Annotated in this window: 21 protein-coding genes; 8 read left to right on the plus strand and 13 right to left on the minus strand. The window is 67.1% G+C overall.

The annotated features are described in order from the left end of the window. Positions 1 to 108: 108 nt before the first annotated feature. Entirely contained in the window at positions 109 to 3,057 is a 2,949-nt protein-coding gene (gene ileS / locus BLQ71_RS07395) for an isoleucine--tRNA ligase (protein ID WP_074621228.1), read from the minus strand. Between the two features lie 411 nt (positions 3,058 to 3,468). Here ileS and BLQ71_RS07400 point away from each other — a divergent pair, with 411 nt between their 5' ends. After that, positions 3,469 to 3,789: a hypothetical protein gene (locus BLQ71_RS07400; RefSeq protein WP_043136566.1), complete on the plus strand. Its 321-nt coding sequence runs from the start codon at positions 3,469 to 3,471 to the stop codon at positions 3,787 to 3,789. Positions 3,790 to 3,949: 160 nt separating this feature from the next. Beyond that, positions 3,950 to 5,143, plus strand: a complete 1,194-nt coding sequence (locus tag BLQ71_RS07405; protein ID WP_074621229.1) for an FAD-dependent oxidoreductase — start codon at positions 3,950 to 3,952, stop codon at positions 5,141 to 5,143. Here BLQ71_RS07405 and BLQ71_RS27140 read toward each other — a convergent pair. From BLQ71_RS27140 to BLQ71_RS07430, 6 genes are all read right to left on the minus strand, one after another. After that, the gene (locus BLQ71_RS27140) at positions 5,052 to 5,450 is read right to left on the minus strand and encodes a CBU_0592 family membrane protein (protein WP_183520997.1); all 399 of its coding nucleotides are present in this window, start codon (positions 5,448 to 5,450) and stop codon (positions 5,052 to 5,054) included. The two genes, BLQ71_RS07405 and BLQ71_RS27140, sit on opposite strands and share 92 nt — an antisense overlap. 103 nt (positions 5,451 to 5,553) lie before the next feature. Next, on the minus strand, positions 5,554 to 6,261 hold the full coding sequence (locus BLQ71_RS07410) for a VIT1/CCC1 transporter family protein (protein ID WP_083242265.1): 708 nt from the start codon (positions 6,259 to 6,261) through the stop codon (positions 5,554 to 5,556). A gap of 83 nt (positions 6,262 to 6,344) precedes the next feature. Continuing rightward, on the minus strand, positions 6,345 to 9,110 hold the full coding sequence (locus BLQ71_RS07415) for a DUF2339 domain-containing protein (protein WP_074621230.1): 2,766 nt from the start codon (positions 9,108 to 9,110) through the stop codon (positions 6,345 to 6,347). A gap of 97 nt (positions 9,111 to 9,207) precedes the next feature. Continuing rightward, complete coding sequence (locus BLQ71_RS07420; RefSeq protein WP_074621231.1) at positions 9,208 to 10,218, minus strand: YcjF family protein; 1,011 nt, start codon at positions 10,216 to 10,218, stop codon at positions 9,208 to 9,210. Then, positions 10,215 to 10,688, minus strand: coding sequence for a GNAT family N-acetyltransferase (locus BLQ71_RS07425; protein ID WP_229754780.1), 474 nt, complete (start codon positions 10,686 to 10,688; stop codon positions 10,215 to 10,217). Before BLQ71_RS07425 ends, BLQ71_RS07420 begins: the two co-directional genes overlap by 4 nt. Next, a complete protein-coding gene (locus BLQ71_RS07430) occupies positions 10,685 to 12,100 on the minus strand; it encodes a YcjX family GTP-binding protein (protein WP_074621232.1) in 1,416 nt (471 codons plus the stop codon). Before BLQ71_RS07430 ends, BLQ71_RS07425 begins: the two co-directional genes overlap by 4 nt. A gap of 198 nt (positions 12,101 to 12,298) precedes the next feature. Between BLQ71_RS07430 and truA the strand changes: the two genes are divergently transcribed. After that, positions 12,299 to 13,066: a tRNA pseudouridine(38-40) synthase TruA gene (gene truA / locus BLQ71_RS07435; protein ID WP_069211528.1), complete on the plus strand. Its 768-nt coding sequence runs from the start codon at positions 12,299 to 12,301 to the stop codon at positions 13,064 to 13,066. 54 nt (positions 13,067 to 13,120) lie between these two features. On the opposite strand, the gene BLQ71_RS07440 is transcribed toward truA, so the two are convergent. The 3 genes from BLQ71_RS07440 to BLQ71_RS07450 all read right to left on the minus strand — a co-directional run bounded on the left by BLQ71_RS07440 (position 13,121) and on the right by BLQ71_RS07450 (position 16,150). Then, entirely contained in the window at positions 13,121 to 13,918 is a 798-nt protein-coding gene (locus BLQ71_RS07440; protein WP_074621233.1) for a phytanoyl-CoA dioxygenase family protein, read from the minus strand. 64 nt (positions 13,919 to 13,982) lie between these two features. Continuing rightward, positions 13,983 to 14,504, minus strand: coding sequence for a DUF3726 domain-containing protein (locus tag BLQ71_RS07445; RefSeq protein ID WP_074621234.1), 522 nt, complete (start codon positions 14,502 to 14,504; stop codon positions 13,983 to 13,985). Next, positions 14,501 to 16,150 (minus strand): hypothetical protein, encoded by a 1,650-nt coding sequence (locus BLQ71_RS07450; protein WP_074621235.1) that lies wholly within the window; start codon positions 16,148 to 16,150, stop codon positions 14,501 to 14,503. The genes BLQ71_RS07445 and BLQ71_RS07450 overlap by 4 nt, the downstream gene beginning before the upstream one ends. Positions 16,151 to 16,251: 101 nt before the next feature. Here BLQ71_RS07450 and BLQ71_RS07455 point away from each other — a divergent pair, with 101 nt between their 5' ends. Beyond that, complete coding sequence (locus tag BLQ71_RS07455) at positions 16,252 to 17,394, plus strand: amidohydrolase (RefSeq protein ID WP_074621236.1); 1,143 nt, start codon at positions 16,252 to 16,254, stop codon at positions 17,392 to 17,394. A 56-nt stretch (positions 17,395 to 17,450) separates the two neighbouring features. Continuing rightward, entirely contained in the window at positions 17,451 to 17,891 is a 441-nt protein-coding gene (ybiA, locus tag BLQ71_RS07460; protein WP_074621237.1) for a riboflavin biosynthesis intermediates N-glycosidase, read from the plus strand. A 2-nt stretch (positions 17,892 to 17,893) separates the two neighbouring features. On the opposite strand, the gene BLQ71_RS07465 is transcribed toward ybiA, so the two are convergent. Together BLQ71_RS07465 and BLQ71_RS07470 are read right to left on the minus strand one after the other, a co-directional pair. Beyond that, entirely contained in the window at positions 17,894 to 18,931 is a 1,038-nt protein-coding gene (locus BLQ71_RS07465) for a zinc-dependent alcohol dehydrogenase family protein (protein WP_074621238.1), read from the minus strand. A 21-nt stretch (positions 18,932 to 18,952) separates the two neighbouring features. Next, a complete protein-coding gene (locus BLQ71_RS07470; protein WP_074621290.1) occupies positions 18,953 to 19,933 on the minus strand; it encodes a membrane dipeptidase in 981 nt (326 codons plus the stop codon). 169 nt (positions 19,934 to 20,102) lie between these two features. Here BLQ71_RS07470 and BLQ71_RS07475 point away from each other — a divergent pair, with 169 nt between their 5' ends. The 3 genes from BLQ71_RS07475 (at position 20,103) to argF (ending at position 23,452) form a co-directional block, all read left to right on the plus strand. After that, positions 20,103 to 21,053: an acyl-CoA desaturase gene (locus BLQ71_RS07475; protein WP_074621239.1), complete on the plus strand. Its 951-nt coding sequence runs from the start codon at positions 20,103 to 20,105 to the stop codon at positions 21,051 to 21,053. Between the two features lie 217 nt (positions 21,054 to 21,270). Further along, on the plus strand, positions 21,271 to 22,452 hold the full coding sequence (locus BLQ71_RS07480; RefSeq protein WP_043136613.1) for an aspartate aminotransferase family protein: 1,182 nt from the start codon (positions 21,271 to 21,273) through the stop codon (positions 22,450 to 22,452). A gap of 73 nt (positions 22,453 to 22,525) precedes the next feature. After that, entirely contained in the window at positions 22,526 to 23,452 is a 927-nt protein-coding gene (gene argF, locus BLQ71_RS07485; protein ID WP_069209905.1) for an ornithine carbamoyltransferase, read from the plus strand. Positions 23,453 to 23,522: 70 nt separating this feature from the next. Here argF and hrpB read toward each other — a convergent pair whose 3' ends face one another. Then, entirely contained in the window at positions 23,523 to 25,982 is a 2,460-nt protein-coding gene (gene hrpB, locus BLQ71_RS07490) for an ATP-dependent helicase HrpB (RefSeq protein WP_074621240.1), read from the minus strand. Positions 25,983 to 26,011: the final 29 nt, after the last annotated feature.

Consider the following 26,011-nt stretch of genomic DNA (forward strand, 5'->3'; position numbering starts at 1 on the left):
CGTCACCTTTCGGGCAACGCCGGAGGGAAAGGCCCTGGACGGCCATGAAAAAGGCCCGAAGTCCGGCAGGACTTCGGGCCTTGCAGGCTATTCGATGCGCTCCGGGGATCAGTCCAGGGCGGCGTTGCAGCGTTTGCAGGTGGCGGGGTGGGCATGGTGGCCCACGTCCGGCAGGATCTTCCAGCACCGCTGGCACTTTTCGCCGTCCGCCTTCTCAAAGACCACGCCGACGCCTTCGACCTCGGGCATCCGGTAGGCCTCGTTCGGCATCGGGTCGCCGGTCAGGAAGATGTCCGAGGTGATGCAGACATCCTCGAAGGCGACCGATTTCAGCGCCTCCAGCATGTCCGGCTCCCGCACATGCACCACCGGCGCCGCTTCCAGCGAGGCGCCGATCACCTTGTCGGTGCGCTGCACCTCCAGCGCGGCGGTGACGACACGGCGGGCGCGGCGCACCATCTGCCACTTGGCCGCCAGCGGTTCGTCCAGCCAGTCCTTGGGCGTCTCGGGGATGTCCTGCAGGTGGATCGAGCTATCGTCGCCCGGGAAGCGTTCCAGCCAGACCTCTTCCATCGTGAACACCAGGATCGGCGCCAGCCAGGTGGTCAGGCGGTGGAACAGCAGGTCCATGACCGTGCGCGCGGCGCGGCGGCGTGCGGTGTCGCCATCGCAATACAGCGCGTCCTTGCGGATGTCGAAGTAGAAGGCCGACAGTTCCACGGTGCAGAAGTTGAACAGCTGCTGGTAGACACCCTGGAAGTCATAGGCGGCATAGCCTTCGCGCACCACGTGATCCAGTTCCGCAAGGCGGTGCAGGATGTAGCGTTCCAGCTCGGGCATGTCCTTGGCGTCGACGCGCTGATCCTCGGTGAAATGCGTCACCGCGCCCAGCATGTAGCGCAGGGTGTTGCGCAACCGGCGATAACCGTCGGCGGTGCCTTTCAGGATCTCCGGACCGATGCGCAGATCGGCGGTGTAATCCGCCTGTGCCACCCAAAGCCGCAGGATGTCCGCGCCGTATTGCTTGGTTACGTCCTCGGGCGCCACGGTATTGCCGAGCGACTTGGACATCTTGTTGCCCTTCTCGTCCAGCGTAAAGCCGTGAGTCAGCACGCCGCGATAGGGCGCGCGGCCCAGCGTGCCGCAGGCCTGCAGCATCGAGGAATGGAACCAGCCGCGGTGCTGGTCGGTGCCTTCGAGGTAGAGGTCCGCGATACCGTCCTCGGAGCCGTCCGGCCGGTCGCGCAGCACGAAGGCATGGGTCGAGCCACTGTCGAACCAGACATCGAGGATGTCGAAGACCTGTTCCCATTCGCTGGGGTCATAGTCATTGCCCAGGAACCGTTCCTTGGCGCCGGGTTTGTACCACGCATCCGCGCCCTCGGCCTCGAAAGCCTCGAGGATGCGGGCGTTGACGGCCTCGTCGCGCAGCAGGAAATCCGCGTCCGTCGGCATGGCCGCGCGTTTCACGAAACAGGTCAGCGGCACACCCCAGGCGCGCTGGCGCGACAGGACCCAGTCGGGCCGCGCCTCGATCATGGAGTACAGCCGGTTGCGCCCGGTCTGCGGTGTCCATTTGACCAGCTTGTCGATGCTGGTCAGGGCGCGTTCGCGGATTGTCTTGCCATAGGTGTCCTGACCGTCGCCGACCTCGCGGTCGATGGCGGCGAACCATTGCGGCGTGTTGCGGTAGATCACCGGCGCCTTGGACCGCCAGGAATGCGGATAGCTGTGCGTCATCCGCCCGCGCGCGATCAGCCCGCCGACCTCGACCAGCTTGTCGATGACGGCGGTGTTGGCCTTGCCTTCCTTGCCCTTGGCGGTGATGACCTCCAGCCCCTTGAACAGCGGCACATGGGGCAGGAACTCGCCCGCTTCGCCGATGTTGTGGGTCATCCGGTCCATCCAGCCGCGCTTGACGAAGGCGTCATAGTCCTCCTGGCCGTGGCTGGGCGCGGTGTGGACAAAGCCGGTCCCGGCCTCGTCGGTGACGTGCTCACCATCGATCATCGGCACGTCGTAGTTCCAGAAGTCCTCGCCGCCCTCGACGCCCCGGAAGGGGTGGGCGAGGGTCAGCCCGGCCAGCTCGTCAGCGGAAACATCGCGGACACGGGTCCATTGTCCGTCGGACAGGCGGGCCTTGGTCAGCACCTCTTCGGCCAGTGCATCGGCCAGAAGATAGGTATCGCCCACCTTGACCCAGCATTCCTCGGGCGTGCCCGTGACCTCGTAGAGGCCGTAGGAGATCGCCGGGTTGTAGGCGACTGCCTTGTTCGAGGGGATGGTCCAGGGGGTGGTTGTCCAGATCACCACGCGGGCGGACAGCAGGTCCGTGTCCATGCAGGCGCCGGTATTCGGGAAGTCCGCTGCGGAGACAACATCGAACGGCACCCAGATCGTGTGCGACTTGTGATCGTGGTATTCCACCTCGGCCTCGGCCAGGGCGGTCTTTTCCACCGGCGACCACATCACCGGCTTGGACCCCTGGTAGAGCGTCCCGTTCATCAGGAACTTCTGGAACTCTTCCGCGATCACCCGCTCGGCGTGAAAGTTCATCGTCAGGTAGGGATCGACCCAGTTGCCGGTCACGCCCAGGCGCTTGAACTCTTCGCGCTGGATGTCGATCCAGCCGTCGGCGAACTTGCGGCATTCCTGGCGAAAGTCGACCACGTCGACCTCGTCCTTGTTCTGGCCTTTTTCGCGGTATTTCTGCTCGATCTTCCATTCGATCGGCAACCCGTGGCAGTCCCAACCGGGGATGTAACGCGCGTCCTTACCCATCATCTGCTGCGAGCGGACGATGAAATCCTTGAGGACCTTGTTCAGCGCGTGGCCGATGTGCAGGTGGCCGTTGGCATAGGGCGGACCATCGTGCAGCGTGAAGGCCGGTCGGCCCTCTTTCTCGCGCAGGCGGTCATAGACGCCGATCTTTTCCCAGCGGGCCAGCCAGTCGGGTTCGCGCTTGGGCAGGCCGGCGCGCATGGGGAAATCGGTTTTCGGCAGGGACAGTGTGGTCTTGTAGTCGGGCACTGTCGTTTCGGTCGTGTCGGCGCACATTTGTGGCGTCCTTTGAATCACTGGTGTCGGTCAGGATGTTGGGGCGGCGCGACGTCTCATACGCCTTGTCCCGGCGGCTCGTATCCTCAGAGCGCCGGGCATGTAATTCGAATGATGAACACATGGTACGTCATCTTGCGCGCCTTATAGGCCCGCCGTGCGGGCGCGTAAAGTGGGCAGGCATCGGCGGGAACCTGCGATGCCGCCCTGCAGCATGGGCGGGAAACGGCTGTCTGGTGACATCCTTGGGTTGTATCCGCCGGAACCCGCCGAGGCGACTCTGCCGTTTCGGCGGGCCTTGACCGATCCGGTTTCGCGTCGGGATCGGCGGGTTTTCCGGGCGCGTAGCTTCCCCATCTTGGTACATGAGCGCCGGCCACTCCCGGCGCGCCAGGAGGAAAGGAAAGCCAGATGACACATCAGACGACAGACCCGTACCTGCGACAACACGAAGCCCGCTATTCGCCCGAAGAGCGCATCGACGATCGCCTTGCCAGTTCGCGCCGTTCCGGTGGGTCGGCACTGGGCATCCTGGTCGCTCTGTTGGTCGGCCTCGGGGTCGTGGCGCTGATCGCTTACGGCTCGGGTTCGACCACGACGCCGGTCGATCCGGCGGCCATTGATCCTGCAGGGGCGCCGACGGCGATGGACCCGACCCTGGGCACCGCCGCGCCCGAGGCAGAGACAAACGCGCCCATCGCTCCGACGGAACCGGCGGTTCCCGCCGAATGAACCCGCCCGGGCGGGTGGCAGCGCCCGGGGCCGGCATTACCGGTCCCGGGCTTCTTTGCGTCAGTCGCCGCGGTTTGCAGGAAATTCAGGCCGCCTGCGGCAGTGCGCCGCTTGCGCTGTCGTGCCTCTCCGGGCTTCCCTGTCGGTTGGGAGGGGCGGCATGTCCAGAAAACTCGACATCGCGATCGCCGGGGCCGGAATGGGTGGCCTGGCGGCGGCCACGGCGCTGCGGCAGTCCGGCCACGACGTGACCGTCTTCGACCAGTTCGAGGCGCCCGCGCCGGTCGGTTCGGGGCTGGTGCTGCAGCCGGTGGGCCTGGACGTCCTGGAACAGCTGGGCGCCTTGCCCGCAGCGATGGCCAAGGGCAACCGCATCCACCGCATGTTCGGCCACGAGGCCAACAGCGGGCTCCCTGTGCTTGACGTGGCCTATGACGCGCCGGGTGTGCCCCGGTTTGGCCTGGCGATCCACCGGGCCGCCCTGTTCCAGGCATTGTTCGACACTGCTTTGGCATCCGGTGCGCGGCTGGAGCCCGGGCATCGCGTCACCGGTGAAAAGGACGGCAAGCTCTTGTTCGAGAATGGCAGCGCAGGTCCTTTCGATCTCATCGTGGATGCCACCGGCGCCGGTTCTCCGTTGTCGCCGATGCGCGCCCGACCGCTGGGCTACGGCGCGCTCTGGGCGACGGTCAACTGGCCGGACAGGACCGATCTGCCACGCAACGAACTGCGCCAGGCCTATCGCCGCGCCGACCGGATGATGGGCGTCCTGCCCGTGGGGGCCGTTCCCGGGCAGGAGGGATTTCGCAGCGCGATCTTCTGGTCTCTGCCGTCCGGCAGTCATGCGGCCTGGCTGGACCGAGGTCTGGAGGACTGGCAGGCCGAGGCCGTGGCGCTCTGGCCCGATTTCGCGCCCTTCATCAGCCAGATCACCGATCCGGGCCAGATGACGATGGCGCGCTACGCGCATGGCACCCTGAGGCGCCCCTTTCGCGAGCGCGTGGTGCATATCGGCGATGCGGCACATCGCGCCAGCCCGCAGCTGGGGCAGGGGGCGAACATGGCGCTTCTGGATGCCTGGGCCCTGGCGCAGGCTCTGAAGCTGGCACATGATGACCTGCCGCTGGCCGCGCTGACCTATGCCCGGGCGCGGCGCTGGCACGTTCGCAGCTACCAGTTGATGAGCCGGCTTTTCACGCCGCAGTACCAGGGCGACAGCCGCCTGTTACCGATCCTGCGCGACAGGGTGCTGTACCCGATGTCTACGCTGAAACCGATTCAGGGTATCCTGACGCGGCTTGTCTGCGGGGACCTTCTGCCGCCGTTCGGTTCTCTCGCGCCTCCCGAAGCGTGACGCGCCTTGTCCGGGCAGCCTCTGCCCGGCGGTCGGATCCCCTGCGTACCAGGCGCAGGACAATGGCCGCGATTCCTATGCTGATCCAGAACACCTGGATCAAGGCCGAAGCCAGGTTGAATTCATGGCTGAGGCCGATCAGCACCAGCGACGCGGCCGCCGTATTGCCGACAAAATAGGTCAGACAATCCCCGGTCACCAGCCGAAAGCTGAGCGCCGCGTACACGCCGACATAAAGGAAGAACCCGCAGAGGCCGATGGCGCGAAAGATGTCCTCTGGCTCGGCGGTGGACAGGAAATCGATCATGGGAAAAAGGGTCCGGGCAAATGGGAAAGGGCGGAAACAATAGCGCCATCCTGTGCCGGACTCCCGTTTGGCGCGAGTGAGGTATACCCGACTTCCCTGCCGGCTACCCAAACAAGGAACCGACCCAGTAGGCGATCCCCGCGGCCACGCCGCCGATGGCCAGCGTCTCCAGCCCCGACCGCCACCAGGGGGCCAGCGACCAGATACTTTTCAGCGATCCGATGGCAAAGAAGGTCACCAGCGTCAGCACGCTGGCCACCGTGAACCCATGCGCCAGCCCGATCAGGAAGGGCAGGAGCGGCACGGCGCCCGCCACCAGGAAGGCGCCGAATGTCACCAGCGCGGCGCGCATTGGATGCGGATCGACAGAGCCGATGCCGTACTCGCCTTCCAGCATGGTCTCGATCCAGATCTGGCGGTTCTTCGCGATCTGCTCTACCGCGTCGTCGAGCGTTGCGCCTGACAGGCCTTTCTGGCGCAGGATCTCGCGCAACTCGCGGCGCTCTCCATCCGGGTAAAGGCGGATATGGCGTTCCTCGACCTGGCGCAGGCGCAGCTTGTTGTCGCGGTCGGCCTTGGTGGCCGAGAAGTTCCCGGCGGCCATCGAAAACCCGTCCGCCAGCACGTTGGCCAGCCCAAGCGCCACGATCACGAAGGGCGACAGCCCGGCGCCCGCCACGCCCGCGACGATGGCAAAGGTGGTTACACACCCGTCGATGGCGCCATAGACCGCATCGCTCAGGTCGCCACGGCCCGGCGGGTGGGCCAGGCGCTCGGCGATCTCGCCTTCGGAATGGCCATGTTCCGGCAGGTCCATGTGCCCGCTCTCCCTCGTTCGGCCCCTCTTGGTTGGCGCGCGCGACGCCTGCGGTCAAGGGCGCGGGCGTCGCACCCTCAGGCTTCGGGCGCCGGTGTGGCGCGGGTCTGTGCCCAGCGGTTGACCCATGCCAGCCCCGCCAGCGAAAGGCCCAGCAACAGGAAGGAAAACACCCTGACCAAGCCCGCCAGTCCCGAGATGTCGATCAGAAAGACCTTGGCCACGGCCAGTGCGATCACGGCGACCCCGGCCCGGCGCAACCCGTCAGAGCTGCGCGCCAGTGACTGGTAGAACAGCCCGGCCCCGGCCAGCAGCAGGCCGACGGTATAGCTGTACAGCTCGCCGTCGGTGATGCCGTTGGCGGTGTGCATCAACGTGCCGCCCTGCCAGGCGTGGCGGATCACCAGTCCCAGCCACAAGAGCGCCAGGAGAGCACCGGGCGCGCCGATCACCACGCGCAGCCAGCGCCGCAGGTGGATCAGCCGAAGGGCGCCCGCCAACAGAACCGCCGCCGGCAGCAGGTAGGCCGGAATCAGCGTGTTCACCCCGATCAGGCCGTGTATCACCTGTTCCTCGAAGAGCGGGTTGCCCAGGGTGACGCCCAGCGCGAGCCAGATCAGCGACACCAGGCCAAAGACGGCCGCCAGCCCGGCGCGCAGCCAGCGCAGCGCGCCGCCCGCCTTCAGGCGTTCCAGTTGGGCCAGCGCGGTGCCGATCCAGATCGTCGCATAAAGACCCAGCGCCCAATGCGCCTCTTTCGGGACATGGCCCACGTAGGCCTCGATGGCGTGATACAGTGTCAGGCTGACCGTCATGCCGCCCACCGACCAGGCGGCGCTTTCCAGGAAGACCTGCGCGCGGGGGCGTGGCCGGGACTGGCCCAGCATCAGCGCGCCCAGCAGGGCCGCGAGGGTTCCGCCATAGGCGGCCAGCATCTCCAGCACCGGCGCCTCCAACGCCCAGGGGAGCCCCGGCTGGATCAACAGCCGATAGCCCAGGGCCAGCACGCCCGCCGCGACAAAGCCGGTCATCTGCGGCAGGTCGAACCGCCGGTCCAGCGCGGTGGCGCTGACCACGACAGCCGCCAGTGCCAGCGTCAGGGCGGCATCGGTCAGCAGGACGGTCAGGGCAAACGCGATGCAGGCCAGGGCCGAAACCGTGGCCAGGGCGGGCCGCAGCCGGTCCCCGGGGTCGGCCTGGGCAAACCGCGCCGCCTTGGCCACCATCAGTCCTGCCAGTGCCAGCGCGTGCAGCGCCCAGGGCCAGGCGCCGATCATCATCGCCGGGTGCCAGCCGAATTCCAGCGCCAACCCCGCAAGCGGGGCGATCAGGGCCGCGACCGCGGCCCAGGCGGCGTGGCCCCCGGGTTGCAGGCTGCGCCAGGCCGCGGCCAGCCCCGGCAGCACCGCTGCCAGCAGGATCAGCGTGAAAGCCATCAGCATCCGCTGTTCGGTCAGCTCTTGCCCGGCGATGAACCGCGCTGTCAGCACGTCCTGCGCGGGGGCGTTCAGATCCGGCATTCCGATCAGCGCCAGCAGGGTCAGGACCGGCAGTGCCACCAGTTCCTGCAAGGCGGGCGCCCCGCGTGACCACAGCGTCAGTGCCACGGCCAGGCCCGAGGCCAATGCAAGAGACAACCGCCAGGTCAATGCGCTTTCAGGCGCGGCATGGACGAGGATCGCGCAGGCCGCCGCCAATGTGCCGAGGGCCAGGATCAGCGGAAAACCGGGCCGTCCGCGAGCGCCGGTCTCCAGCACGGATTGCACGAGGCCGGGTCCCTCATGGTCGGGTGCCAAGCCGCGCGAAGGAATCAGCAGGACCATGATCACCAGCGCGACGCCAAAGGCCGCGAGGCCCGCCATCATCGCCTCACCGCCCGACGTCGCCAGCAGCAGCCCTGCGCCCAGCGCCAGCACCACCGACAGCACGCTGACCCAGGCCCAGCGACGCAGCGTGTCGATGCCCAGGCCCATGCCTGCGAGCAGGCCGAAGTAGACCAGGAACCACTCGGGCGCGTCGCTTTGTCCACCGACGACAAAGGGAGCGCCCATGCCACCGATCAATCCGATGGCCGCCAACAGGGGGCCATGCCGCCAACCCAGGACCAGCCCGAACAGTGCGACGCCGAACAGCGCCGACAAGGCGAAACCTGGCCCGACGAGGTCATACAGCAGCCGCGCCGCAAGAATGCCGCCCATCAGCGAGACGAGGCCCGCGCCCGACAGCACGGACGGCAGGTAGACGGTCGAACTGCTTTCGTCGTCGCCAAACCGCCGTCGGATGGTCTCTCCTCCGGCGATCAGGGCAGCGCCGAATACCAGCGCCGCGATCACGCGGGCGGTCGGCGTCAGCAATCCGGTTTCGATCCCGTATTGGACCAGGAAGATCCCGGCCAGCGACAGCGAGACGGCGGCAATGGCGTAGAACCAGTTTTCCTGCAGCCAGCGGCCCAGCCGGTCAAAGGCCGAGGGTGCGGCCGGGGAAGGCGCGGAGGGGCGGGGGGCTTCGGTACGGGCGGGCGCTGGCGGCCGAGCGGGCGGGCTTGCCGGCGCCTGTTTCGCGGGCGCCTTGGGGGCCTCTCCGGGCGCGGGCGACAGGTTGGCCGGCTGCGGTGTGGCGGATCGGGCGGCATCCCGCGGCGCGCTGGCGGTCACAGGCGCGGGCCTTGGCCGCTCTGCCGGGGCTGGACGGGTGGTTTGCGCAAGGCTGCGTTCGAGATCCTGCAGACGGGCCTGCAAGGCGCGCACCTCGCGGCGCGTGCGGACCTGCATGACGACCGTGACGATCACCACGATGGGCAGAGCCAGCAGGCCCAAACCCAGAATAACGAGTAGCGCTTCCATCCGTCGACGGTCTCCGATGTCTTCGGTCGCGCAGTCTAGGACGGGGGGCCGGCGCTGCACAGGTCCGGAATGCCGGACCCCGCGCAAGCCGGCCGTGTCACCCTTTGTCCTGCATCACGAGGCCGCTAAGCGAGCTGCGGATGATCGCCCGGACCGAGGGGCGTTTGCCCTTGCCGAAGGGCAGGGGGCGGCAGACCTCCATCGCCGCGACGCCGACGCGTGCGGTCAGGGCGCCGTTGACCATCCCCTCGCCAAAGCGCCGCGACAGCTTGCCCAGCAGGCCGCCGCCCAGGATCGGTTCCAGCATTTCGTCGCCCACCGCCACGGCCCCCGTGGCGACAAGGTGGGACATCACCGCCCGCGTCAGCCGCCAGCTGCCCAGCGTGCCCGAGCGCCCGCCGTAGATCTCGGCGATCCGGCGGATCATCCGCAGGTTGGCGGTCAGCGCCGCCACCACGTCGGCCAGCGCCAGCGGCACTAGTGCCGTCACGGTCGCCACTTGCCGCGCCGCTGCCTCGACCTCGCGCCGCGCCGCCGTGTCCAGCGGAGCGAGCAGCGCATCCTCGGCATGGGTCAGAAGGCCGGAGGCGTCGAATATCTCGTCGCGCCGGGATTTCAGCTTGTCCCGACCCCAGCGCGTGTCTTCGCGCCCCTTGTAAAGCGTCACCAGGTCGTCGGTCAGCTTGCGCGCCCCGGCAAGGTCCTCGTCGGCCAGGGCGGTTTCGGCGGCATGGTGTAAGGCGTCGATCCGTGCAAGCCGCGAGAAGGCCGCGATTTCCTTGATGATGATCATCAGGCAGACAAGCCCGAAAGCGGCGAAGAGCGCGGTCACGGCCCAGCCGAGCATCGCGTTGCTGGCGATCAGATCGGTCACAAAGCGCCAAGCCGCGATGGAAACGAGCGTGCCCACCAGCGCCAGCAGCAGCCGCCAGAACCAGCGCGCCAGCGGCGACGGATCGCGCGTGGCCAGCGCCGCGACGGTGGTCATGGCGGCCCCCTCTGGCGGGGGCAGGTGCGGTTCGGGGACGGGGGGCGCTTCGGACGGGCTGGGCGTTGCGCCGTCGTCGTCGAGGTCGATCAGGACGGGACCCTTGGGGGGCTGGCTCATGTCACAGGCTCCTGCAGGGCGCCCGCATCGCGGCGCCAGAGGTAATGGATGTCGGGCAGGCCTTCTTCGTTGTCGCCATCGGTGCGACCCGTCTCGGCAAAGCCGTGGCGCAGGTAGAAGCGCTGCGCGCCCGCGTTCTGCTGAAAGGTCCAGAGTTCCAGCCGGTCGGTGCGGGCTTTGGCATGGTCCAGCAATGCGCTGCCCAGCCGCCGCCCCTGCGCCCAGCCCGCCACGAAAAGCGCGTGGATTTCAGACCCCTCGCGGGCGAGGAACCCCGCAACCTCCGGCCCCAGTTCTGCCACCGTGACCCAGCCGCGATCAATCAGCGTGCCCGCGTGCGAGATGTCCTGCGCCGCCGAATGCAGGCGCGGTTTCCATGCGCGGGCCTCGACCGCCTCTGTGATCATCGCGCCAAGCCGTCCGGCATCGCCCGGGTCCGCTGCGCGCAGGGTAATCGTTTCGGCGGTCACAGCCGATCCCCGATCAGGAATTGTGCCGCGCGGTCCAGCCGGATGTGCGGCGGGCCTTCGCCGGGTTTCAGGGTCAGCGGCGCGGGGGCGAAATTCATCACCGAGTAATCCTGATCGAGCCATTTTTCCGCCCCTTCGCGGGCGCTGCCCAACAGGTGCGTCGGATCTTCCGGCAATTCACCGGGGTAAAAGGCCGCCTGCTTGCCACTGTCCATCAGGGTGCCGCGCACGCAGGGCAGTTCGCTGCCCTGATGGGGCATCATCTGTTCCGTCGTCGCGCGCAGGGCGGCGATGGACATGGCCTGCGTCTCGGCCCCGGCAAAGCGCGCCCGGTCGCGCGCCTCGCGGGTCAGGGCCTCCATGATGCCGGTCAGGCGACCGTGTTGCAGGTGGTGCAGGTGATCGGCCTTGGTGGCGGCGAACAGGATCTTTTCCACCCGTTTGCCCATCAGGAGGTTGGTCAGAAAGGCATTGGTGCCGGGGCGGAAGGCGGTCAGGATCTCGGCGAGGGTGCGGCGCAGGTCCTCCATCGCGCGCGGCCCGGCATGGATGGCGCCAAGCGTATCCACCAGCACGATCTGCCGGTCGATGCGGCTGAAATGGTCGCGGAAGAAGGGTTTGACCACGCGCGACTTGTAGCTGTCATAGCGCCGTTCGAATTCGCGGTAGAGCGAGCGGCGTGGCGCGCCACTGACCGCAGGCAGCGGCGCAAAGGTCAGCACGGGCGAGCCTTCCAGTTCCCCGGGAAGAAGGAACCGTCCCGGCGAACAGTCGGAGAAACCGGCGTTGCGGGCGGCGTGCAGGCTTTGTGTATAGGCCTCTGAAAGTGCCCGCGCGCGGGTTTCGTCCAGTTCGGCGCTGCCGTCTTCGGCCCGTATCCGGTCCAGCGTTTCCGGGCCGCCGGGACGAAGCTCCAGCCGTTCCAGCATGTCCTGGGACCACTCGGCATAGGATTTGTCCATCAGCGAGAGGTCCAGCAGCCATTCGCCAGGATAGTCGACGATATCGAGGTGCAGGGTGCGTGGCCCCTGCAGGCCCGCCAGCAGTCCGGCGGGCCGGATTTTCAGCGACAGACGCAGTTCCGAAACGGCGCGGGTGCTGTCCGGCCAATGCGGCGTGCGGGCGGTCAGGGCGCCTAGGTGGGTTTCATAGTCGAAGCGCGGCAGCGTGTCGTCGGGCTGGGGCTGCAGAAAGGCCGAAAGGATGCGCTGTTCGCTTTCGGCCACCAGTTGCGCCATGCGGGCGCGGTCCATCAGGTTCGCCACCAGCGAGGTGATGAAGACGGTCTTGCCCGCCCGGGACAGCCCGGTGACACCCAGCCGGAGGGTCGGTTCGAAGAAGGTTTCCGACAAGGTGCCGGTGACATTCTCGACGCTCCGGGTGAGCGTGTCGGCGATGGCGCCAATGACCATGAGTTCCGGGCCTTTCCCTTCGGTTCGGATGCGAACTTAGTCATTGCCGCGGTGCGGGGCCAGAGGCGGACAGGGGGAATGTGGGCAATGTTGCGCCCCGCGCGCGGCGCGTCTCCCACGCGCCCATCCTCGTCTTGTCGCGCGCGGGACAGCCTGGCGGGATTGCCCTTGGTCCGGTGTACGGCTAGGAGGCGCGTCATGCCCAGGTATGCGCTTTTGGTGGAATATGACGGCCGTCCCTTCGCGGGCTGGCAGCGGCAGGCGGATCAGCCTTCGGTTCAGGCGGCCATCGAGGCGGCGCTGGCCCGACTGGAACCGCGCGACCATACCATCGCCGCCGCAGGGCGCACTGACGCCGGGGTGCACGCGCGCGGGCAGGTGGCCCATTGCGACATGGACAAGGACTGGGATCCCTTTCGCCTGTCCGAGGCGCTGAACTTTCACCTCAAGCCCGCACCGGTGGCGATCCGCGCGGCATCGGCGGTCTCCGATGACTGGCACGCACGGTTCTCAGCGGTCGAACGGCGCTACCTGTTCCGGCTGTTGATGCGGCGGGCGCCCGCGACGCTGGAGGCGGGGCAGGTCTGGCGGGTCAACCACGAGCTTGACGTCGATGCCATGCGCGACGGCGCGGCCCACCTACTGGGTCAGAACGACTTCACCACCTTCCGATCCGTCATGTGCCAGGCGAAATCGCCGGTCAAGACGATGGACGAGATCACCATCAGGCGGGTCGAGGGGCTGGCCGGTCCCGAAGTACATTTCTTCCTGCGTGCCCGCAGTTTCCTGCACAACCAGGTGCGGTCTATCGTGGGCACCTTGGAACGGGTCGGCGCCGGTGCCTGGGCACCGGAGGACGTGAAGACGGCGCTCGAGGCGCGGTCGCGCGCCGCCTGCGGGCCGGTCTGCCCACCGGACGGGCTGAGCCTGATGGGCGTGGGCTATCCGGACGATCCTTTCGCCTGAGACAGCCCACCGCCCTTTGAATTGCTGACCCAAGAGGCGCCCGTCGGACCGGATTCAGCGGTTGAACAGGACCGGGAACCAATCCTCGCGCAGGCGCTGGCCCTCGGTCATGTCGTGGCCGGGGAACGGCGGAGAGGTGGGGCCGGGTCGCTTGGTATAGCGCGCGTCATCGCCCACCAGCCGCAACGAGAAGGCACGGCGCCGCGTCGGGCTGTCATTGCCGCGCGCGCCGTGAAGGACGGCAAAGTTGAAGGCCACGGCATCGCCTGGTTCCAGCGCCCATTCGCGAACTTCCATGCCTTCGGCGTCCGGATCCGGCACCGGCATGTAGGCATCCGCGTCGGGATAGAAATCCTCCTCGGACAGCCAACGCGTCGGCAGCACGGGCTTTTCCCAGAGGTGGGATCCGGCGACGCAGCGCAGGGTGGCTTCGCGCACCGGGTCCAGCGGGCTCCAGAAACTGACGGTCTGGCGACCCTCGACAAAGTAATAGGGGCCGTCCTGGTGCCAGGGCGTGGGCTTTGACGTACCCGGCTCCTTGACCAGCACATGATCGTGGAACAGCTGCGCGCTGTCCGACCGCATCAGGTCCGCGGCGACCTCGGCCACGGGAGAGCTGCGGATGACCTCTTCGAACTCGGGGATGCGCTGCCAGTTGCAGTAGTCATCAAAGAAACGCCCGGCCTCGCCCTCCTTGAGGTTTTCTGCCGCGTAGGGACCCGGTTCGGACATGTTGCGGGCCACTCCGGCGCGCAGCGTTTCAACCTGGTCAGCCCAGAGCCCCCGCACAACGACCACGCCATTGCGCTGGTAATCGTCGATGTCGGCCTGGGTCAGCAAAGGGTGGGGCATGGGACTCTCCTGAATTTTGGCGGAGAGAAGCACGGGGCGCCGGAATGGGCAAGCCGCGCCCGGGTCAGTCGTTGTCGATGTCGCCCGCTCCGGCGCCGGCGCTGCGCGAGCTGTCCGTGGCCGGGACATATGTCAGGGCCGCGAGGGTGGACAGCCGGTCTATCAGCGCCGGATCTGCCGCGATGCGCGGGGGGAGGGTGGGGGCCGCGCCCTGAACGGGGGCGGTGTCCAGACACAACCGGGGCAGTCCGTCCTCGCTTTGGCCCAGCTCGGCGCGCGTGATGTGCAGGGCGGTCAGGCGGGCATAGGCCGGGGCCAGCGCCTCGTCCCCCGGTTGCAGGGTGAGGGTGATCTCAGGACCGGCGAGGTCCACCGCGCGTTGGATGTCCTCGACCAGCAGCGGAAGGCGCAGGATCGGGCTGTCATCAGGATCGGAGAGCGCGTCCAGCAGGGCCTGCGCCTCTCCTCCGCTGGCCAGGAATTGCACCGTCGCGGCGCCGAAAATCTGCGCCTGGTGCGGCGGAAAACCGGCGCCGCGCGCGGCCTTCTGGGCCAGCGTGGCGATTTCATTGGCGGAATAGCTCATGCGCCCAACCCCGCAAGCCACCAGTCATCGGCCCGCGCAGTCGCCAGGTCCTCGGGCAGCGGGGCGCCCTGGGCAAGGGTGATGCGTGTCCAGCGATCGGATTTCGGATCGAACTTGGTGGCGCCGAAAAAGGCCAGCTTGCAGCGCAACATGTCGATGGGCAGACAGCTTTCGGCGATCAGGTTGTCGCGGATTTCGGCATAGGGATGCGCGGCCAGGCAGGCAACCCGGGCTATGGCCAGCTCATGTTCGGGCCGGGCGGCGCGAAAGGCGCGCAGGTCCGTGACGCCATCCAGCGCATGCCAGAGCGCCTGCACGCGCCGCGCAATGTCCAGCGGGCTTTCGCGGTCCGCGCCGGGGTCGTCGAAACGATCGCCCAGCCTGGGTTCAAGCTTTTCTTCGGAGACGTACCAGAAGCGGCGTTGCTGTGCGGTCTCTTCGAAATCCAGCCGCAGCACCCAATCGAAATGCGTTTCGATGGCCGTGCGAAGGGATTGGGCGTCGTCGAACCCGTTTACCGACGGGGCCAGCGGGTCCGTCATGCCCGCGGCGAGGTCGTCCACGATGTCCCCGAAGGGTTCCAGCGCCAGCGCAACACAAAGCTCCTGCGTGTCGACCGAAAAGGCCTCGGACCGGCGGATCAGCGCGTCGACCGGCGAGTCCTGCGGAAGCTCCTCGACAAAGCCGCGGATTGCGGGCCATTCGGCCCGGATCAGGTCGATCCGCGCCTGGTGGTCGGGGGCTGGCACCTGCCATTCTACAAGGTGCGCGGCCACTCGATCGCACAGGGTGGTCAGCCTTGTGCGGTCTTCGCGTCCCAGCGTGGGCAGGGCGCGAACCCTGGCCAGGGCGGTTTCCCGCGCCTGCATCCAGTTGTTCAGCAAAACGGGATGCGAGACCAGGAAGGGAGCCATGCCCAGCCCGGTGGAATTGCCGATTCCAAGGTGGCGTTTCAGGGCCGGATCCAGGGCCGTGCCGCCCAGGTGCTCGACAAGATCGTGGGTAAAGCTGCGGATCATCCAGACCGTCAGCATCTCGGCGGCAAAGGGACCTTCGATCCCCGGCCGGCCCTCGATCAGCCCCCGGTCGGCGATGCCGAACTTGCCGTTCCCGTAAACCGCCGTTGTCCGCATCAGGTAGCCGACCTCGTTGACCAGCGCCTCATCCGGTTGCCGGCCCGCGCGCAGGCGTTCGATCACGTGGGAAAACAGCCGCACGGATTTGTTGGCACGCGACAGGACCAGGTCCCTTTCCGTGTAGCGGGCGGCCTCCTGTTGCGGAGCGGCGGCGCAGATGCGGGCGATTTCATCGGAGTCGGGCACGCCATCATAAAGGACATAGGCCGTGTCCCAGGCGGTCGCGATCACGCGGTCGGTGCGCATCTCGTCGGGCAGATGGGTCGAGACGGCGACAAGGCTGTAGTCGTGCCCGCCCAGTGCAATGGTATAGACCGCATGGCCAAAACCCTCCGCACCGATGTTCCAGACCGGGCGCCGCAGCCTCGCCCCTTCGGCGGCCAAGCGTCGGGTCAGAACCCGCAGAAAGCTCAATCGTGTCGGAAAGCTTGCGCCCATGCGGTGCAGGCGCATGACCTGCGACGGCGGGCGCAGTCCGGTCCGGGGCGAGGGGCAGACGAGATCCTTCATGCGGTGACTGTGCCAGCTAGATCGCGAGCTGGGAAGAGCCTGCCGGGCTTGCATCGGGGGCCTGCGCCGTGAAAGGCTGCTCTATCGGCAAGGGGGAAGGCATGTCCGCAGTGGATGCGATCGACGCAAGCGTTTTGCAACGGGCGCGGGCCTTGCGCCATGCGCTGCACCGGGCGCCGGAATTGTCCGGGGCGGAACATGCCACCGCCGTGCGTATCGCCGCGGAAATGCGGGCGCTGGGCGCGGCCGAAGTCATCACCGGGCTGGGGGGTACCGGCGTGGCGGCGGTCTTTGGCAGCGGGCAAGACGGGCTTGTGATCCGGTGCGAGCTGGACGCGCTGCCGATCGAGGAAACCGGCGCGCCCGCCTGGCGATCGGAACAGCCGGGGGTTGCCCATCTTTGCGGACATGACGGTCACATGGCGATCCTGCACGCGGTGGCGCAGGTTTTGTCACGGTCCTCGCCTGCGGGCCGGGTGATCCTGCTATTCCAGCCGGCCGAGGAGACTGGGGCTGGGGCGCGCGCGGTGCTGGCGGACCCGCGCTTTGCCGCGCTGGGCGCGCGGATGGCGATTTCACTGCACAACCTGCCCGGCTTGCCGCTGGGTGCCGTGGCATTGCGAGAGGGGCCAGCCAACTGTGCCTCGCGCGGCTTGCGCGTGCGTTTGAGCGGGCGCACCGCCCATGCCTCGCAGCCCGAGACCGGCATGTCGCCCGGCGTGGCGCTGGCCGCGCTGATCCCAGGTCTGGCCGGGCTCAGCCGTGATCTGCCGACCGATGACGTGCGGTTCCGGCTGGCCACCGTGACCCATGCCCGGCTGGGCGTGCCTGCATTCGGCGTGGCGCCCGGCGAGGCCGAGCTTTATGTCACCCTGCGGACACTGCTGGATGACCAGATGGCGGATCTTGAGGCCGAGGCACGGGGCATGATCGCCGGTTCGGCGCGGGGCTTTGGCACGGAGATCACGGTGTACGAGGCCTTTGGCCATTGCGTGAATGCGCCCGAGGCGGTGGCCCTGCTGGAACGCGCGGTCGAAGGACTGCCGCGCAAGGATGCCGCCGTGCCCATGCGTGCCTCCGAGGATTTCGGGCTGTTCGGCAGCGTGATGCCCTCTGCCATGTTTTTTCTGGGGGCCGGGGAGGAGGCTCCGGCGCTGCACAATCCCGACTATGACTTTCCCGACGACCTGATCGCAATCGGCGCGTCTATTTTCCTGCGCGCCATCGATACGCAGGGGGGCTGAATGTACGTCGGGAATACCGGACTGGCACTGCGGGCGCTTCCGGGGTTTCTGGCGCCATGACCGACACGATCTATTTCTACGCCCAGACCGACCCTTACGGAGAGTTCTCGAACTTTGCGCCCTTTGGCGTGGACAAGGAGGGCCTGTGGTGGCGCACGGTCGAACATTATTTTCAGGCGATGAAGTTCCAAGACATCGCCCACCGGGAACGCATCCGCATGTGTTCGCGCCCGAAGCAGGCCAAGGCGCTGGGCATGACCCGTGACATCCCGCTCCGCAGTGACTGGGAAGAGGTCAAGGACGGGATCATGATGGAGGCCGTCCTTGACAAGTTCACCCTGCACCGGGGGCCGCGCGACCTGCTCTTGTCCACGGGTGACGCGCAGATCGTCGAAAACGCGCCAATGGATGCCTACTGGGGCTGCGGCCCGGACGGGCAGGGGCTGAACCGGCTGGGCGAAATCTTGATGCAGGTGCGCGAAGAATTGCGCGGCTGAGGTCAGAACCGGGTGATGACCGTCGCGCCGCGCGCCTGAAAACTGTCCATGTCCATCAACGCAGGCACCGCCTCTTCAAGGCTGATCCGGTCGCCGACCAACTGGTCTGGGGACAGGGCGCCGCTGGCGATCATGTCCAGCATGGTACCATAACGGTGCGCCTGCATACCGTGGCTGCCGAGGATTTCCAGTTCCCAGCCGATCACGCGATCCATCGGCAGGGGCGGACGGCTCTGGTCGCCCAGCAGCAGGCCGACCTGCACATGGCGGCCGCGCTTGCGCAGGCAAAGGATCGAGTTCGCGCAGGTCTCGGGGTGGCCGAGGGCGTCGATCGACAGATGCGCGCCACCCCGCGTCAGGTCGCGCACGGCCTCTGGCACGTTCCCGGCGCGCGCGTCCACGACCGCCGTGGCGCCCATGCTGCGTGCCATGTCCAGCTTGTCCGCGTCGATGTCCACCGCCAGGACCCGCGCGCCCATCGCCCGCGCGATCATGATGGCGGACAGCCCCACGCCACCGCAGCCATGCACGGCGACCCATTCGCCGCCGGAGACCCGCCCCTGGTCGACCACGGCGCGGAAACTGGTGGCAAAGCGGCAGCCGAGGCTGGCCGCGGTATCGAACCTCATGTCAGGCGGCAGCCCGACAAGGTTCAGGTCCGCCTGTGGCAGCGCGACGAATTCGGCATAGCTGCCCCAATGGGTGAAGCCGGGTTGAAACTGGTTGTCGCAAACCTGCTGGTGCCCCGCGTGGCATTCCGGGCAGGTGCCACAGGAGCAGATGAAAGGAACGGTCACGCGGTCGCCCTCGGACCAGCGCGTGACGCTCTCACCAACCGCCGCGACGGTGCCGGCCAGTTCATGCCCGGGCACATGCGGCAGCTCGATGTCCGGGTCGTGGCCCATCCATCCGTGCCAGTCGCTGCGGCAAAGGCCCGTCGCCTCGACCTTCAGCACGACGCCGCCCGGTGCAGGCGCGGGATCGGGGAGGGTGGTGATCTTCGGCGCGGCGCCGAAGGCCTCGTAGAGCATGGCTTTCATGGGGGGTCCTTTCAGGCCGGGTCAGGCGGGGCCAAAGCTCGTCTCGTAGAAACGCAGCCAGTTGCCGCCCAGGATGCCATCGGTCTCGACCCGTGAAAAGCCGATCTCTCGCAGCCCGTCGCGGATATTGTCCCAGTCGCGATTGTCCTGGAACCAGTCCGGCATGGGCGGGAACCCGGGCGCCGAGGCAGAGCCTTCGCCGTAGTCCATGTCCTTGGTCCAGCGGCCCACGCGCATCCATTCGACCACGCTGTCCGGCTGGTCCTGGCACAGGTCGCTGCCCATCCCGAGGTTTTCCGCCCCGTAGCGGTCGGCGGCCTCTGCCACCATCTCGCAGAACCCGGTGAGCGAACAGTTCGTGCCGCCCGCCAGGTGATGCGGGTACAGGGAAAACCCCAGCATTCCACCGGAGTTTGTCAGCGCGCGCAGCACCGCGTCCGACTTGTTGCGCAGGGCAGGGTGCCACCAGTCGGGATTGGCATGGGTGATGGCGATGGGGCGGGTGGACTGGTCGATCGCCTCCAGGGTCGAGCGTTCGGCGGAATGGCTCATGTCGATGACCAGGCCGACGCGGTTCATCTCTGCCACCACGGCGCGGCCCATGCGGGTCAGGCCGGTGTCCTCTTCCTCGTAGCAGCCGGTCGCCAGCAGGGATTGGTTGTTGTAGGTCAGTTGCATGAAGCGCACGCCCAGCTGGTGCGCAATCTCGACGAGGCCGATGTCGTCCTCGATGGGCGAGGGGTTCTGAAAGCCGAAGAAGACGGCGGTGCGGCCTGTCTCCTGCGCCTCGCGCACATGCGCCGCCTCGGTGCCGCGCATGATGAGATCGGGGAAGCGTTCGAACCAGCGGTTCCAGCGTTCGAGGTTCAGCACCATCTCGCGGAAACTCTCGTGGTAGGCAATGGTGACGTGGATCGCGTCCACCCCGCCGGCGCGAAGCTGGCGAAAGACCTTTTCCGAGAAGTTGCAGTACTGCAGGTTGTCGATGAGAGGCGCTGTCATGACGATGACGCTAGCCGCGCGGGCCGTGGCGCGCAATGCCGTCCGCAGTGCATCGGGGTTTCCCCTTGGTCCCGGTGACCGCGACGCGTGTCCGGCGGAACTCCGGACTTGCCTTGCAAACAGGCCGGGGCCGATCCTGAGGCACACATATCAGAAAGTGCAGGTTGCCATGTTCCATGCCACGCAGGGCCCGGCCGTGGGCGCAAGCCCGGCCCCGAGTGTCGAGGTTGTCGCGAGCGAGCGGGTAAGGCCCCTTCCGGGCACTGACCCTTGCGCGGGCCGTATCCACTGGGCGCCGGGCAAAAGCGCCTGGTGGTTTGCACATGCCCTAAGCGGTGTTCTGGCGGTCACGGCTTTCCCGTCGTGGAGTGGTCTGGCCGTGTTCCTGGTGCTGACGGGGATCACCATTTGCGCCGGCCACTCCGTCGGTATGCACCGCTTGTTGATCCATCGCAGTTTCGAAACCTCAAAGCCTGTGGAATACCTGCTTGTCTGGTTGGGTGTCCTCGTCGGCATGGCAGGGCCTTTCGGCATGATACGTGCCCATGACAAGCGCGACTGGCACCAGCGACAGGCCAACTGCCCACCGCATCCGTCACACGGCGCCGGGCCTCTGAAAGACGCCTGGTGGCAGATGCACTGCGAATTCCGCCTCGCCCATCCGCCGGTTTTCGAGATCGAACCCGAGATTGCGCAGGACCCGGTCTATCGCTGGATGGAACGCCTGTGGTGGGCGCAACAACTGCCCGTGGCGCTGGCTCTGTTTGCCCTGGGCGGCTGGGGCTGGGTGCTTTGGGGGGTGTCGCTGCGGATCGTGGTCTCGCTGACCGGACATTGGGCCATCGGCCACGCGGCCCACAAGGGCGGGCAGCAGGACTGGACCATCGACGGACTGCCGGTGCAGGGGTACAACCTGCCGGGTTTTGGCCCGATCACCTTCGGCGAGAACTGGCACGGCAATCACCACGCCTTTCCGCATTCCGCTCGGCTGGGCGTCCTCCCGGGGCAGTCGGATCCGGGCTTTCGCCTCATTCAGGCGCTGGATTGGTTGGGGCTGGCCAGCGGTATCCACCTGCCGCACAGCGCCCCGCCGCGTCCCGGCCTGCGGCGGCTGGACTGAGGTGCCTGCGTTTTATCGCTTTTCTTTCTTCGGCGATCCGTCTATCTGCGCAGCATGATGCACGCGATCCGAACCCGACGAGCCTGAGCTCACTGTTCCCCGCGCCCTGACAGGGCGTGACGTCCTGCGTCTTTTCTCCCTTCAAAACATGGCCCTTCTTGACTTGGCCCCCGGGCCTTGCCACCAATCGGGCTTCCACACTTTCGAGGACTGCGACATGATCCCCTCCGTTCTGCCCACCTACAACCGCGCGCCCCTGCATTTCGTGAAGGGCGAGGGCTGCTGGCTGACAGAGGAAGACGGGCGCCGATTCCTGGACCTGGGCAGTGGCATCGCCGTCAACGCGCTGGGCCATGCCAACCCCGACCTGGTCAAGGCGCTGACCGACCAGGCGGGCAAGCTCTGGCATGTCTCGAACCTCTACGAGATCCCGAACCAGCAGGCGCTGGCCGACAAGTTGGTGGAAACCAGCTTTGCCGATACGGTGTTCTTCACCAATTCGGGCACAGAGGCCTGCGAACTGGCGGTCAAGATGGCGCGGAAATACTGGTACGAGAAGGGCCAGCCGGAAAAGACCACGATCCTGACCTTCGAGGGCTGTTTTCACGGGCGCTCCTCTGCCGCGATCGCGGCCTCCGGGTCGGAAAAGATGGTCAAGGGGTTCGGCCCGGTGCTGGGCGGATTCAAAACCCTGCCGTGGGGCGATCACGACGCATTGCACGCCGCCATCGACGAGACCGTGGGCGCGATCCTGATCGAACCGGTGCAGGGCGAGGGCGGCATCCGCGTCCTGCCCGACCAGTGCCTGAAAGGACTGCGTGCGCTTTGCGACGAAAAAGGCATCCTGCTGATCCTAGACGAGGTGCAATGCGGTGTCGGCCGGACCGGACGGCTGTTCGCGCATGAATGGTCGGGGGTGGAACCGGACATCATGATGGTCGCCAAGGGCATCGGCGGAGGCTTTCCGCTGGGGGCCGTGCTGGCCAAGGAAGAGGCGGCCTGCGGCATGACCGCGGGCACACACGGCTCGACCTATGGCGGCAACCCGCTGGGCTGTGCCGTGGGCAAGACCGTGATGGACATCGTTTCCGACCCGGAATTCCTTGACGGGGTACGCGCCCGGGCGGGGCTGCTGCGGCAAAAACTTGAGGGTCTGGTTGCGGCGCATCCGGATGTCTTCGAGGGCGTGCGCGGCAGTGGTCTGATGCTGGGCTTGAAATGCAAGGTGACAAACCTGGACGTGGTCAAGGCGGGCTATGACGCCGAGGTCATCACCGTGCCGGCCGCGGACAATATCGTGCGCCTGCTGCCGCCACTGAACATCACCGAGGACGAAATCGGGGAGGCGCTGAAACGGCTCGACGCCGCGGCTTCTGCCGTTACCAAGGCCTCTGCCTGAAACCGGTCTTTGGCCGAAAGGGACATCGGGGGTGGCGCCCGTCGCGCCCCCGGCTTGCAAGAAGAACAATGATATGAACCATTTCCTGGATATCCACAAAACCGACAAGGCCGCCTTGCGGTCGATCATCGACCAGGCCAAGTCGATGAAATCCGCCCGCAACGGAAGGCCCAAGGCCGCCCCCGACGACGACCAGCCACTGGCCGGACGCATGGTGGCCCTGATCTTCGAGAAACCCTCGACCCGGACGCGCGTCTCCTTTGACGTGGGTGTGCGCCAGATGGGCGGGCAGAGCATGGTGCTTTCGGGCAACGAGATGCAGCTGGGCCACGGCGAGACCATCGCCGACACTGCCCGCGTTCTGTCGCGCTATGTCGATCTGATCATGATCCGGACCTTCGATGAATCCGTGTTGGAAGAGATGGCGGAATACGCCAGCGTGCCGGTCATCAACGGGCTGACCGACCGCACACACCCCTGCCAGATCATGGCGGATGTGCAGACCTTCGAAGAGCATCGCGGCCCGATCGCGGGCAAGAAAGTGGTTTGGTGCGGTGATGGCAACAACGTCTGTGCCTCTTTCCTGCACGCCGCCGGTCAATTCGGGTTCGACCTGACCTTTTCCGGCCCGGTTCAGCTGGATCCGGAAATGGAGTTCGTCGGCTGGGCGCGCAACGAGGGCGCGACGATCACCATCGAGCGCGACCCGATGCGCGCGGTCGAAGGCGCAGACCTGATCGTCGCCGATACCTGGGTGTCGATGCACGACGCGCAGAGCGCCAAGGAACGGCGCCACAACATGCTGCGCCCCTACCAGGTCAACGCCAGGCTGATGGAAGCAGCCAAGCCGGATGCGCTGTTCATGCACTGCCTGCCCGCGCATCGCGAAGAGGAAGTGACATCCGAGGTCATGGACGGTCCGCACTCGGTGATATGGGACGAGGCGGAAAACCGTCTGCACGCGCAGAAGGCCATCATGCGCTATTGCCTGGGGGCCTGAAGGCGGGGCCGGCCGGCGCCCCGGCTGCCGTGCCTGCGCGCGTCAGCGGCCCACCCGCCAGCCACGCCCGTCATGTTCCGCGCGGTTTTGCCCGCAGCGTGGGGTCGGCCTGTGTCGGGTCCTCGGGCCAGGGGTGTCTGGGATAGCGTGCGCGCATGTCCTTGCGCACGTCGGCATAGGACCCGGACCAGAAACCGGGCAGGTCCATCGTGGTCTGTACCGGACGCTGCGCGGGTGACAGAAGGGTGATCCGCAGCGGGGTACGCCCGACCATCGGATGCACTGTCTGGCCAAAGAGCTCTTGCAGGCGCAACTGGATTTCCGGGTGTTCGCCTGAATAATCGATCGGCACCTTGCGCCCCAGCGGTGTGGTGAAATGCGCCGGAATGCCTGCGTCCAGCGCCTGAGTCTGGGTCCAGTCCAGCCGCGCACGCAGGGCCGGCAGCAAGTCAAAGCGTTTCCAGTCGGCGGCGGTGCGGACGCCGCTCAGGAAGGGCAAGAGCCAGTCTTCGAGCGTTTCCATCAGCGCCTCGGGGGACATGTCGGGCAGGTCTTGCCCGGCTTCGCGGGCGAGGGCCACGCGGGCAGTAAACCGTCGGGCGGCATCTGACAGGGTGATCCCTAGGTCTCGCACCCCGTCCAGCATGGCGCGGGCCACGGCCTCTTCCGGGGCGTCCTTCCAGATGCGGTCATCCAGCGCAATGGCCCCCAGCCGTTCCTGCTGGCGGGCGATGACACGGCGGTCGCGCCTCGACCATTCGCAGAGGTCGTGCCAGGCGATCCGGTCGGCAAAGAGTGCGCGCACCTCGGCCAGGGAGATCGCGATGGCTTGGCGAATGCGCGCCTCGCGCGGGTTGCCGTCCGTATCGGTGACGACGATCAGTCGCTCGCCTGCCAGCGGGTCGTGATCCTCCATCACCGCGCCCTTGCCGCCGGACAGCTGGAAACGGGCAGCCTCGCCCTTGCGGCGCAGACCGATGCGATCGGGGTAGGCCAGGGCGGCCATTTCGGCGTCACTGAAATCCTGCGCCTTTTCAGACGGTTTGTCGCGCTTCCTGATGCTTTGCGAGAGGCGTTTCGCCTCTGCGCGGATGCGTTCCAGGGCGCCACGATTGATCTGCTCGGGTCTGCGCTCGGAAAACCCGCGCGGATCGCGCAGCGCATCGAGCCGCAGGGCGAGGTCTGTGGATGCCGATGTGAGCGGATCGCGATCAGATAAGAGTGCGGCCAGATTTGCCGCCTTTGCCCCCCCCAGAATCATCATATGTGCAAGCCGAGGGTGAAGTGGTAATGTGGATAAGATCCTGCCGTGCGCGGTGATCCGGTTTTCGTCGTCCAGCGCGCCGAGGAATCTGAGCAGGGACCGGGCTTCGGCGAACGCCCCTTCGGGTGGGGGCGTAAGAAAAGGCATTTCCGCCGGATCGGCACCCCAGAGCGCGATTTCCAGCGCCAGCCCCGCCAGGTCCGCGGCCTCGATTTCCGCGGGCGGATAGGGTCTTAGCCCGCCTTCCTCACCTTTGGTCCAGAGCCGGTAGGCAATCCCGGGCGCGACGCGGCCTGCGCGCCCGGCGCGCTGGGTCGCCTCGGCGCGGGTAACACGTTCAGTGACCAGCCGGGACATGCCCGAACCGGGGTCGAAGCGCGCCCGGCGGGCCTTGCCGCCGTCCACGACCACGCGAATGTCTTCGATCGTCAGCGAGGTTTCGGCGATTGAGGTCGCCAGAACCAGCTTGCGACCCGACCGTTCCGGGCGGATGGCGGCACGCTGCGCGGCAAGATCCATCGCGCCGAAGAGCGGTCGCAGAAGCGTGTCCTTTGGCAGGCGTGATTTCAGCAGGGCCTCGGTCCGGCGGATCTCGCCCTCTCCGGGAAGGAAGGCCAGGATACCCCCCTCTGTCTCGTCATGGGCCTGAAGGATCAGGTCGGCGAGGGCTTGGTCGAATCTATGCCGCTTGGGCAGGGGGTGCGGTAACCAGCGGGTGTCGACCGGAAAGCTGCGTCCCTCGGAGGTCACGACGGGCGCCTGCATCAGGTCGGCCACGGGCTGCGCGTCCAGCGTCGCCGACATGGCCAGAAGCATCAGGTCATCGCGCAGGGCATCGGCGATTTCCAGGCAGAGCGCCAGCCCGAGGTCGGCGTTCAGGGATCTTTCGTGGAATTCGTCGAAGAGCACCGCACCGATGCCGGTCAACTCCGGATCGGACTGGATCATGCGGGTCAGGATGCCTTCGGTCACAACCTCGATCCGGGTTGACTTCGAGGCCTTCGATTCGCCACGGATGCGATAGCCGACGGTCTGGCCGGGGTCCTCACCCAGTTGCTCCGCCAGCCGTTGTGCAGCGGCCCGCGCGGCAAGGCGGCGGGGTTCCAGCATGACGATCTTGCCGGATGTCAGGCCGGCCTCAAGCATCGCCAGAGGCACGCGCGTCGTCTTGCCCGCGCCGGGGGGCGCTTGCAGCACCGCGCGGGAGCGATCACGGAGGGCAGAGATCAGCCCAGGCAGAGCGTCTTCGATGGGCAGTCTGGTCATGGGCGCCTTATGAGCGACCACGGGGCGCT

This window comes from Antarctobacter albus, assembly GCF_900101505.1.
GTDB classification, from domain to species: domain Bacteria; phylum Pseudomonadota; class Alphaproteobacteria; order Rhodobacterales; family Rhodobacteraceae; genus Antarctobacter; species Antarctobacter albus.